This window comes from Edaphobacter sp. (genome assembly GCF_035532915.1).
In the GTDB taxonomy this organism is placed as follows: domain Bacteria; phylum Acidobacteriota; class Terriglobia; order Terriglobales; family Acidobacteriaceae; genus Edaphobacter.
In genome coordinates this window covers 1-10138 of the sequence record NZ_DATKQC010000288.1, presented here as the reverse complement: position 1 = coordinate 10138, position 10138 = coordinate 1, and the positions used below count along the sequence as shown (strand labels likewise).

Here is a 10138-nt window from a genome sequence, read left to right as displayed (position 1 = left end):
TCTGCGGCTCGCTTGGCGCAAGGTATGCAGCGAGTACCCTGTTTCGTAGAAGTAGAGCGTCGGAAAGGCCAGTAGGTCCAATCCCGTCTCGACCAGTTTGGGATGGCAAATCACTACCTGCACGCCGGCCTTCAACTGCCGCTCGTACCAATCCTCTCGTTTGTCGGTGGCAACAGATGAGCGCAGAACAGCGACACGGATGCCTTCTCGGCGCAGCATAGCCTCCAATCGCAAGGTGACGTCCTTCTCGCCGGTATAGGTGGCATAGACCTGGCAGCGCCGTCCTTGCCGTAGTTCCTCTTTAACATCGGCGATCAGAGCGCGCTCCTTCGCGTAGAGAGCCTCCCGCGTGAGGTTCTCCGGTTCCGTCACCAGGAACTTCACATACTCCTTCGTCTGCGGATCGAAGGCCCGCGCCCAAATCTGATTGAAGTCGTAGGGATGATCGGGATAGAGCAGGAGTGTGTTGAGCAGGATGCTCATCAGGCTTTTGTTTCCGCGATGCGCTTTCATCGCGGAGCGAATATCCTCCTCCAGCTTCTCGTAAGCTTGTTGCAGGGCATCGTCCATATCGACCGAAATGACGCTCTCGTCGTATCGCGGCAGATTGTCCGAGATGTCTTCAAGCGACAGAAACGCCGTCGTGGTCATCAGGAACTTGCCGAAGAGCATCGGCGAGGCTCCGGGCTTGCGCAGAACCCGGACCGTCTTCTTGGTCGCCCTCGAACAGGCGTTGTCTGCCTCCTCCACCTTCTCGATGGTTTCGAGGACGCCGTACTGCTCCTGGAAGTCCCGCCGGCCTTGCCCTCCGTATGCGAAGCCCTCGCGCACCATGGCGTGCGGCTCCATGCGGTAGAAGATGTTGAACAGGTCGTCGGCGTAGCCGCCCATCAGAGTTCCCGTGAGCGCGATCAATCTATGTGCCGCGCGCCCGAGGACGCCAAGCCCGTTGCCTTGCGCCGTGTCGCCGGCCAGTTGGTGCAACTCGTCAGCAATGGCGAAGTCAAACCACCCGCGCATGTAGCGACCGATGTACTCGATCGGCGCCATGCGCTGAATGCGCGACCGATCAGCCTGCCACAGCGCAGAGAACCTTGTGGTCCCGCCGTGGGGCGCAGTCAGAGCCTCAGAGACCTTGAGCTTGTCGGTGAAGTCAAGCGCGGTAAGCTTCTGCATCTCCGAGTCGAGAATCGCAAGGCCGGAATCCGGATTGACGACGCCGCCTAGATTCGGACCGGACGTTGCCTTGAGATAGACGTGCTCCCAGAAGTAGCCCAGCTTGCCTTTGTCTTTGCCGGTGATGAAGAAAGTCGGCCCAGGGAAGTGCTTTCGCCATTCCTTGCGGCCCATGCGCCGCATTTCGGCCAGGCTGAGGCGCTTGCCCTCGTAAACCGTCTTGCCTTTGCTCAGCTTTACTTCGCAGATGCCGTGCGGCCGGCTGGGATCGCCGCCATTGCGCATGTCCTCGATGAGGAAAGCGCGGGCGCGCGGTATCGTCAGCAAGACCTCGCGCGCCCACTTGTGCGTGATGTGCGATGGGCACATAACCAGCGTGGTACTGGGCCGCCCATCCGCCAGCACATGGATTGTGCCCAAAGCCATATAGGTCTTGCCCGCGCCGCACTCGGCGACGATGCGCGCTGCCTTTGCCTGGCGCAGGTACTTGGCAGTCCCAGTAATGGCAAGCCCCTGAGCGGGGAGCGCCATGCGCAGAAGGGACGCTACTGCCGGAGCAATGGGATCTTTGGTGCTCTGCAGTGGAGGATAGGTTTCGAGAATGCGCGAGCCCAGTTCAGCAGCGTGGGCGCGCAGGTAATCGAACGAGGATTCCATGCGGACACCTCACAAGGGAACACTTTGGGGAGAACTTAGTCGATACTTTGGAAAGGAGATGGGAGGTGCTGGTGAAAAATGCGGAAACAGGAGACAAATTGCCGACGATTCGACAACACCCCAGGAACTCGAAAACATAGAGCAACAGAACTCTTCAATGAGCGTCACGGTCTGTCGGCGCTCTTCTGCTCAGGATTTCTTGCTCGATGCCGACTTGTACTAGGACTTGCCGGGAGTAATCTGTGTTTGCGGAAGATTTGAGGTTTCCCGGGTCTCAGATGCGAGGCCTCAGGCACCATTCATCATGTGCGGAGAAGGTCGCCGAGATCTGGGCCATCCGCCGTCCATCAGCTTCCTCGAGTTCTATACGCTCTTAGACCAAATTGCCGTACGTTAAGGCAAACCTCCCTGAGGTCAAATATGCTTTCCAATGCAGAAGCTGACAAAGTGCGCTCGGAGCTATCCCGGACTCGAGCTCGAATCGAGGAAATCGAAGGCGAGATCAAAAAAGCGGATTATGAGATTGCGCAAGTGCGGGACGAAATTGAGGAAGAGAACGACATTCGTTGTTCAAAGGACGAAAATCAAGCATTTTATTCAACAGTCTCTCGCAGCATAGCAAAGCTGGAATGGGAGCTTGACAAGCACTACGCCGCGAGACGCGAACTGATTGCCAAGTCGAAGGCGTCGCGCGAGCGCAGGGACGCGCTTTATAGAAAATTGGAGGACGGTTAACAGCGAAGCCCAAGCCCCACGCTGTTGTGGCCCAAGTCTTGATCCCGAGGCTCGGGCCACCCGCCCCGACTCTCCATTAATGATCCGCGCTTGGTAAGTGCTCTGGCGACTCTGATTAAACCGAGGACGATCGTTCGTCAGAAAGCTGACAGAGCTTTTTGTCTGAAGCCTGGGAGTTGACTGACGCTATGTAAACGATCCGCGCTTGCACCTCTCCGCTTCTGCAAAAGATAATCCAAGATACGCGTCAGGTTTGGAAGAAGCTGCAAACGGCTGAAAGGGCCAGAATCTGGACATGGGAAATATCAGCTGCTCAAAGAGATTCATGCGTGACACGATCTCGGAAGAGATCGCTCTGAAGAGCGGACTTTTGCTTACGACGAGCGAAAGTTACACAATTCTCAAGAGGCGAGGTTTCGCCGACCTCGCGATCTTTGAGGGCTCCGATGAAGATGGGATGCGTGTCAGGCCGGAAGATGTAGAAGAACTAATTCGAAACCTTCGGTATTTCATCGGAGAACTTCCCGACCCCAAACACCCAATCGCTACAAGGATCGAGCTCTGGGAGGACATGGAGAAGGATGGGGTTGATCCGCATCCTTTGATAGAAGCGTTGAAGCAGGTGGCCAGTCAAGGGAGGCAAATCATTACCATCCGAGAGTTCGCGGAGGAAATTGCTGCCATCTGCACAATTAAGCGTCCTTACGTCGATCGTTTTGCTGCCGCAATAAGCCAAACGATGGATCGCTCTGTTCAGTGGTTCCAAGTAGAGGAAATTGACACCTCTTGGGCTATTCCGCTCGGCGATCTGTTTCAGGCTGAGAACGTGCCCAGTGACCCAGAGACATATCTGGATCAAAGGTACTTGGATTTCTTGGCTCAGAACTCTGAGGATCTGCGACGGATTCATTGGCGCAACTTCGAGCGACTCACTGCCGAATTCTTCAGGCGGAAGGGATATGTAATCGAACTCGGGCCCGGAGGTGACGACGGTGGAATCGATATTCGAGTGTGGAACAGCGGCTCGGACGTGAACGGACCGCCGCTACTGTTGATTCAGTGCAAGCGGTACAAGGATAAAAACGATGTGGAGATCGAGACAGTCAAGGCGCTTTGGACTGACGTTCGTTACGAAGGAGCTCACCGAGGACTCATCGCAACAACTTCTCGTATAGCGCCCGGAGGTATCGCAGTTTCAGTGGCGCGGCGGTGGCCCTTAGGCTTCGCGCAGCATGAACAGGTTAGCAAGTGGGTAAAGCAAATGTGGCGACACTCAGTTCTCTCGAACCGACAATAACCGTTGGACGCGTGCGTACTCCAACCTCGCTAACAGCCCAATCCAATCATTGAAGCGCGTTTAAGCGGCGTAAGGCCGATGAGTACCGATAGACACCCTTGTTGCCGAGAGTGATTCTTGGTTGATGCGTGATCGCTGCATCGCTCAGTGAGCGGCTCTAAGTCTGTTTTCGGCAAAATTTAAACCTTTTCCAATTAGAGAGCGGACTATCAGGAAACTGACGGACCAGATCCTATCCATCCCTCTGTCGAAGGGCCGGAAACAGTGATGCCGACAGGGCGAATCGAGGCCAAACTATCGGTCCATTCCTCTCCGGAAAGCTCAGAAGGCGGGAACGCAGGCCATCCCCGATCCACTCAAGCATCTCCTCGGTCGTCGCGGAGATCAGTACCGGTTGGCAACCGATGCCGTCAATCTCCTCGATCCTCTTCTTTCCCTCGACGATCCCAAGGATGTGGTCTGCCCACGTCGGATCGGCAGGCAGCCCCAGGAAGCTCACCAGCGTGGCCCACGCCTCCTCGCGCCGGTATCGCAATAGGATCGTCCGCCCCGCGCTCCCATTGGTGTGGAGTTCCTGGGACACCGCGAGCAGATGGCGCACAGGATGTTTCCGGCCGGGCAGAGTGACAGCTCCCTTGTAGCAGGAGGCATGTTCGCCGAGCGATACATCCTTTGTCTCGCCGTCGGGAAAGGTCAGACTGAAGGCGGCCTTCTCGTGAACTGCCGCCGTGATCGCGCCGACATCCGAGTCGTTGCCGAAGACGCTCAGAAGATGCGCCTGCCGGTCTTCCCCTATATACCGATCGACCCGCAGGCGAATGCGGGTCGAGGCCTTTTCCGTGATGCGCACGTATTCAAGCAGCCCGAGCCGCAGGTGTGCATTCTCCATCGGCTTCGCCCTCCTTCTTCGCCGGCGTTTCAGTGAGTTTCAGTGTCCTCCCATCGGCGTAAACAAGGTACAACTCATTGGCCCACCGCTCACGGTGGTGGATGATCTCGGTGTCTCCGTCCTGTTCCACAAACGTCGTCACATGCTTGACCGAGCGCCAGCGGGCAATGTGGCGGTCGCTTCCCTGCCCAAAGACGCCATTCAGCAACCCCGCGGTACACAGGAGCCCAACATGGCCACCGTGCAGCGGCGTGATGGGACGGCCAGTTGCAACGTCCTCATGCGGCATCAGCAGCGGCGCCGCCTGTTTCCATGCGCCCGATTGCGGCAACAGGTCTTCCAACAGGTCGTAGGGAATGCCGCGATAGCTCAGCTCCGCCTCGGCGGAAGAAGGAACGGAATAGGGCAGGCACGCGCCTGGCTGCAGCTCAGCCAATCCCAGGAAGCTGCCATACAGGCCAACGCTCAAGAGCTGCCGCTTATTGTTCTCAACGGCCGCTCCTCTGACATCGCGCCGCTGGCCCAGCACCGCGATTTGCCGATACTTGACCGATTCGTCGTCTGTCATGCGAAGAACGGCGAGCTGGGTGAAGTGGGAAGCAAGGATGCCGGCGCAGTCATGCAATCGCTCGAACGGGATCACCAGGATGAGAACGCCTTCCATTGCCAGCCAGCGGTAGGTATGTTCCAGGAACACGGCCTCCATTCTGCGATTCGCGATGGAGCCGATCTCCGAGTCATAGGGCGGATTCAGGTACAGGAGCGAGAAAGATTCGAGCCGCGCAATAGCGTCAAAAGCATTCCCCTGGATAGTCTCGATGCCGTTGGCGCTCGCGATCCGCGCGCGTTCGGCGTCGAGCTCGACTCCGTAGCGGCGAACCTGCGCGTCGCTCGTGACGAGTTGCAGTGCAGTTCCTTGCCCTATGCAGGGGTCGATAACCGAAGCCCTCCCAGCGAATGAGAGCAGGGAGCGAAGTTTCACACCCTCGGCATTCGGCAATGGGTAGTAGCCCATTTTTAGGCGCGCAACATTCCGCATGGATTCACCTCACCTCGTGGAATGGAATTCTTAATAAATGCGCCCATGAGTGAGCTTCAGGTTTCCGATCTGGATGAGCGCGTTGCCCTGTTAACCAGTTGAGATCGGGATCTATGAACACAATGCGACTTGAACGTCCAGCTTCGGTCAAACCTCAGCGCTCTATGCCACGAACAAGGGTACAAAACATCGGCGATGACGCAACTGCCGGCATCGATCGGCCCATTCAAATTACATAAGCGCCCGCTGCAACAGCGGTTTCCTTCAAGCCGGTACCGATGGTGATGGCTGAAGAATGTATTGACTAAACCATAGCCATACGGTTATGGTTCTGGTGTGAAGACAGACGTTGCGAATTCCGTTTTTAGAGCTCTCGCGGACCCCACTCGCCGGGCGATTTTTGCTGAGCTGTCGAGCAAGGGCGAACAGACGGTGCATGCGCTCACAAGCTTCGCTGGCGTCTCGCAACCCGCCGTATCCAAGCATCTTTCTGTAATGAAGCGGGCGAAACTCGTGCGCCATCGGCGGAATGGGCGGGAGACGCATTACAGGGCCCAGCCCGATGCGCTGGAGCCGGTGGTGCAGTGGCTCCGTGACTACGGGGCCTTCTGGAAGGTCCGCTTCGATCGTCTGGAATCTCTGTTGGAAAGGATGGACCCGTGAACCAATCGGAAGAACAAACCCGCAGCGTCGTGATCGAGAAGATCTTTGCCCACGCGCCTGAAAAGCTGTGGCGTGCACTGACTGAACCTGCCCTCCTAACGCAGTGGCTGCTCAGTAACGACTTTCTGCCGGAGATTGGCCGAGAGTTTCAATTCAAGAATGAGCCGGTGGGAGGATGGGACGGAGTGATCGACTGTAAGGTTCTTGCGCTCGATCCGCTACAACGTCTGGCTTACTCATGGCGGGCGTTCGGCCATGAAAGCACGGTGGAATTCACACTGACTCCGGCGGACGGCGGCACGCACCTACGGATGGAGCATTCGGGCTTCCGGGCCAATCAGGAAGCTGCTTACCGAGGAGCGCAGTATGGTTGGCAGAGGTTCATTGAAAATCTCGAACGGCTGCTCAATGTGGAGGTCCAGTGAGAACGTCAAAGACAATGGTGGTTGCATTCTGGATAGTGACTGTACTGTTCTGCGTGGAGATGATCTTCACTGCATATTGGGAGTGGTTCACACCGCAGGCTGCGCAAGCGTTTGCGCGACTTGGTTTTCCGGCGGCCTCATTCCGCGTGGAACTTTCAGTGGCAAAGTTACTGGGCGTGCTTGCACTTCTGATTCCAGCTATACCGGGACGCGTGAAAGAGTGGGCCTACGCTGGTTTTGCGTTCAACCTTCTTTCGGCTCTGATCGCACATGCCTCCATTTATGACCGTCATGCAGCATTCGCGCCCTCAACGATCACGCTGTCGCTGGGGACGTGTTCGTATGTGTTGTGGAGACGGTTGGAAAGCCTGCGGCGGGCGCCGGTGCGAGCACTTTGACGTAGAGATGCCGGTTCTCTTCGCGATGATCGTTGCGCCGGGCGCGAAATCACAGGAGGTGAATTCTTGACAACAAAGGCTACGCGAAAACCAGCAGCAAACGAGACACGACGGTCAGTCCGCCATTCCCCTATGGAGCACCCACGTCATCAGTACCCCCAGGAAACCGCGGCCCTGCAAGAGCTTGCTGGGAGCTGCGGTCTCGTTGAGAAGATCAAATGGGGTAAACCGTGCTTCACGCTCGGAGATAAGAACATTGTTCTCATCCAGCGATTTAACGACTACATCGCCCTACTCTTCTTCAAGGGCGCTCTGCTGAAAGACCCTGATAAATTGCTCTTCCGGGTTGGTGAACATATGCAGGCGCCTCGCCAGCTTCGCCTCAACTCACTTGCCGACATCACACGCCTGAGCATCAGCATCAGGGCTCTCATCGAGCAGGCCATCGACCTCGAAAAGTCCGGGGCGAAGGTCGAGCTCAAAAAGGCTTCGGAGCTTAAAGTGCCCGAAGAGTTGCAAACAAGGCTCGATATGGAGCCCGCCTTGAACAAAGCCTTCGCTGCTCTCACTCCCGGTCGACAGAGGGGCTACATCTACCAGATTGCCGCTGCAAAACAATCCGCTACGCGCGCTTCCAGAGTGGATAAAGCCATTCCACGGATCTTCGCTGGCAAAGGGCTCAACGACTAACTTACGGCTGGTTTGGCTTCTCGGGGCGCAGGAATGCGTCTGGATTGTTGCCTAATCTCCGAGTATCAAATCGAGGCTCGCATCAGCCTGACCGCTATGCGGCCAATGCGAGCGCAGGAACCGGGCCTGGGTCCCACGGCCCTGGGATCAAGGGAGCCATTCGGATGATCCTCTCCGATCCGCAGAGACCGCACCGCTGCTTGGCCGAGGACGAAACCATCCTGCAGTTCTCACAATAGACGGCCTTCTGCAGGGGAATTGATACAAGGCCAGGCTCCGTTCGAATCATCCGCACATTGCACATAGATCCTCCAGGTGTCGGCCGATGCCTATTTGGCTTGCGGGTCGCCGGTTTCGCGGGGTGCCTTGTCGCGTTGCTCAATCAACGACTTGTACAGGTCGGCGAGTTCATCGACCGTATCCGCCCCGCCGACTGGTTCATCTTGTCCCGATCCCAGCCATGGAAAGCGTTCTTCCAGCAAAGCCAGGACCCATTCAACGAATGTTTGAGGACGCTCCTCATCGGCTCCCATTCAAAGCTCCTTTAGCGCGGCGACTCATCCCTCAATCGGAGGAGTCGCTGCGTATGCGACCTTTTGCAGATATCAAGTCAGACAGCTCGTTGGGAAGAGGCCGAGACAAGTTCCGGAACGAGACGAATCATCTGCACCACGCATGTCATGTCTCCGCGGCGAGAGGGTGGCGGTACTTCACGACTCCTCGGCCATCAAGCGGCAGGTTGCCCGGCCAGTCCTTCGAGTTCCGAAACCAGATGCTTGAGTGCGTCGAGATTCTGGATGGTCGACATTGACCCGATGTGCAAGCGATCGAGCACGGAGACGAATTGCGTATCGCCGATCGACTCGGCCAGGGAGTGCGCCTTGCGGATTCCCCGCGAGGCCCGTTCCATCGCCTCCGCGACATTCGTCTGCAGTTGCGCGTTGGGGATGGCGTTCGCCTTCTGCGTTCGCGCGACGCGCCACAATATCTCGCCGTAAATTGGATCGCCGAGAATGCGCCGGAAGCCTTCGATCTTGCCCGTAATTCTCTGATCGATGGGCCCCCGTTGGACTGCTGCGGGGTGCGGGCCGGATGCTGGATGGTTCTTAACGGGCGCACCTGTTTTCGGTAGCGCCCATTGCGGGAGAGAGGGGAATTCGAATGGCTGCCGATGCTCATTGAGCGGGACCCACATCTCGGCGAGGTTATAAAGATAACGGCCCAGGCCGAAACAACTTGCCGACCGCTTAAAGGCCTGCGCTTCCGCTGCCGTCATCGCGTTCTGTTCATCGGCCCACTGCTCTCCGCTTCCTGTGTGAGATCCAAGCCATGCGATCGTCAGCGTGCACGTCACCAGAACTTTGCCCGTCTGGATGAGTTTGTCTTTCTTCATGCGTGTGACGGCCGATATCGTGGAGACCTCGTAGGTCCGCGTCCAGCCAGTCGGAGTGAACAGTTGGTTGAGGCGGTCCGTGTAAGCTCGCGGATCAGCATATGCAATGACCGCGCCACGGTCCCCATCCCGGGTTGTGTGCGTGACACGCCACTTGATTTCGTTCGTGTCAAAGGGCTCCGCGAGCTGTGTGAACAGAGCGTCCAGCTCTGCGTTTGTCTTGACTTCTTTGATCGCCATGGTCGTAGCTCCTCAACAAAAATGGCGCCCCGAAGAGCGCCCTGGTTCACGTTGATGCAGAAACCACGGATTAGAAAGGAATCTGATCCGGATTGAGTTCTTCGTCGCTGTACTGCTCGTCCATCTGCTGCCGCTGGTAGCTCGATCCACCGGCAGTCCTTCGAGAATCGTCTCGGTCATTGCTTTGAGCAGAGCCGCCATTCTCCCCCCGGCCGCCGCCCAGCAGCGTCAGATCATGGACGAATATCTCCGTCCAGAACCGCTTCTGCCCGGATTCCTTGTCATCCCAGGAGCGCGTCTGGATCTTGCCCTGGATGAAGAGTTGCGTGCCCTTGCTCACGTAATCCCGCACGATCTCCGCGGTCCGGCCGTAAGCGACCAAGTTGTGCCACTCTGTCCTGTCAGACCAGTTGCCCTGACGATCCTTCTCCCGGTCGGTGGTTGCGAGAGAAAAGTTGACTGCAAGTGTGCCTCCCGGTGTCGTTCCGACCTCGGGGTTCTTGCCAACGTGCCCGAGCAGAAATGTCCTGTTGACG

The 10138-nt window shown here is 57.3% G+C and carries 12 protein-coding genes; 6 read left to right on the top strand and 6 right to left on the bottom strand.

The genetic code is table 11. The features are described from left to right. The coding region (locus VMU57_RS13770) for a hypothetical protein (RefSeq protein WP_325384354.1) at window positions 1-1833 on the bottom strand (1833 nt) is incomplete at its 3' end. A gap of 420 nt (window positions 1834-2253) precedes the next feature. Here VMU57_RS13770 and VMU57_RS13765 point away from each other — a divergent pair. Together VMU57_RS13765 and VMU57_RS13760 are read left to right on the top strand one after the other, a co-directional pair. Further along, complete coding sequence (locus VMU57_RS13765) at window positions 2254-2568, top strand: hypothetical protein (RefSeq protein ID WP_325384353.1); 315 nt, start codon at window positions 2254-2256, stop codon at window positions 2566-2568. A 325-nt stretch (window positions 2569-2893) separates the two neighbouring features. Continuing rightward, window positions 2894-3865 carry a restriction endonuclease gene (locus tag VMU57_RS13760; protein WP_325384351.1) on the top strand — a complete coding sequence of 324 codons (972 nt, stop codon included), beginning with the start codon at window positions 2894-2896 and terminating at the stop codon, window positions 3863-3865. A 232-nt stretch (window positions 3866-4097) separates the two neighbouring features. Here VMU57_RS13760 and VMU57_RS13755 read toward each other — a convergent pair whose 3' ends face one another. After that, window positions 4098-4754 (bottom strand): hypothetical protein, encoded by a 657-nt coding sequence (locus tag VMU57_RS13755; protein ID WP_325384349.1) that lies wholly within the window; start codon window positions 4752-4754, stop codon window positions 4098-4100. Next, the gene (locus VMU57_RS13750) at window positions 4720-5793 is read right to left on the bottom strand and encodes a DUF6094 domain-containing protein (RefSeq protein ID WP_325384347.1); all 1074 of its coding nucleotides are present in this window, start codon (window positions 5791-5793) and stop codon (window positions 4720-4722) included. Before VMU57_RS13750 ends, VMU57_RS13755 begins: the two co-directional genes overlap by 35 nt. Before the next feature lie 336 nt (window positions 5794-6129). Between VMU57_RS13750 and VMU57_RS13745 the strand changes: the two genes are divergently transcribed. From VMU57_RS13745 to VMU57_RS13730, 4 genes are all read left to right on the top strand, one after another. After that, window positions 6130-6456: a metalloregulator ArsR/SmtB family transcription factor gene (locus VMU57_RS13745; RefSeq protein WP_325384345.1), complete on the top strand. Its 327-nt coding sequence runs from the start codon at window positions 6130-6132 to the stop codon at window positions 6454-6456. Further along, a complete protein-coding gene (locus VMU57_RS13740; RefSeq protein WP_325384343.1) occupies window positions 6453-6881 on the top strand; it encodes an SRPBCC domain-containing protein in 429 nt (142 codons plus the stop codon). The genes VMU57_RS13745 and VMU57_RS13740 overlap by 4 nt, the downstream gene beginning before the upstream one ends. Continuing rightward, the gene (locus VMU57_RS13735) at window positions 6878-7279 is read left to right on the top strand and encodes a DoxX family protein (RefSeq protein WP_325384341.1); all 402 of its coding nucleotides are present in this window, start codon (window positions 6878-6880) and stop codon (window positions 7277-7279) included. The genes VMU57_RS13740 and VMU57_RS13735 overlap by 4 nt, the downstream gene beginning before the upstream one ends. Before the next feature lie 66 nt (window positions 7280-7345). Beyond that, window positions 7346-7969, top strand: a complete 624-nt coding sequence (locus VMU57_RS13730) for a YdeI/OmpD-associated family protein (RefSeq protein WP_325384339.1) — start codon at window positions 7346-7348, stop codon at window positions 7967-7969. Window positions 7970-8298: 329 nt separating this feature from the next. On the opposite strand, the gene VMU57_RS13725 is transcribed toward VMU57_RS13730, so the two are convergent. From VMU57_RS13725 to VMU57_RS13715, 3 genes are all read right to left on the bottom strand, one after another. After that, window positions 8299-8502 carry a hypothetical protein gene (locus VMU57_RS13725; RefSeq protein WP_325384337.1) on the bottom strand — a complete coding sequence of 68 codons (204 nt, stop codon included), beginning with the start codon at window positions 8500-8502 and terminating at the stop codon, window positions 8299-8301. A 194-nt stretch (window positions 8503-8696) separates the two neighbouring features. Continuing rightward, window positions 8697-9602 (bottom strand): Rad52/Rad22 family DNA repair protein, encoded by a 906-nt coding sequence (locus tag VMU57_RS13720; RefSeq protein WP_325384335.1) that lies wholly within the window; start codon window positions 9600-9602, stop codon window positions 8697-8699. A gap of 70 nt (window positions 9603-9672) precedes the next feature. Beyond that, window positions 9673-10138, bottom strand: a 466-nt coding sequence (locus tag VMU57_RS13715) for a single-stranded DNA-binding protein (RefSeq protein WP_325384333.1), incomplete at its 5' end; no start/stop codon positions are given.

Coding starts and splice junctions, on each gene's coding strand:
- VMU57_RS13765 (WP_325384353.1), top strand. CDS start 2,254: ATGCTTTCCAATGCAGAAGCTGACAAAGTGCGCTCGGAGCTATCCCGG.
- VMU57_RS13760 (WP_325384351.1), top strand. CDS start 2,894: ATGCGTGACACGATCTCGGAAGAGATCGCTCTGAAGAGCGGACTTTTG.
- VMU57_RS13750 (WP_325384347.1), bottom strand. CDS start 5,793: ATGCGGAATGTTGCGCGCCTAAAAATGGGCTACTACCCATTGCCGAAT.
- VMU57_RS13720 (WP_325384335.1), bottom strand. CDS start 9,602: ATGGCGATCAAAGAAGTCAAGACAAACGCAGAGCTGGACGCTCTGTTC.
- VMU57_RS13755 (WP_325384349.1), bottom strand. CDS start 4,754: ATGGAGAATGCACACCTGCGGCTCGGGCTGCTTGAATACGTGCGCATC.
- VMU57_RS13725 (WP_325384337.1), bottom strand. CDS start 8,502: ATGGGAGCCGATGAGGAGCGTCCTCAAACATTCGTTGAATGGGTCCTG.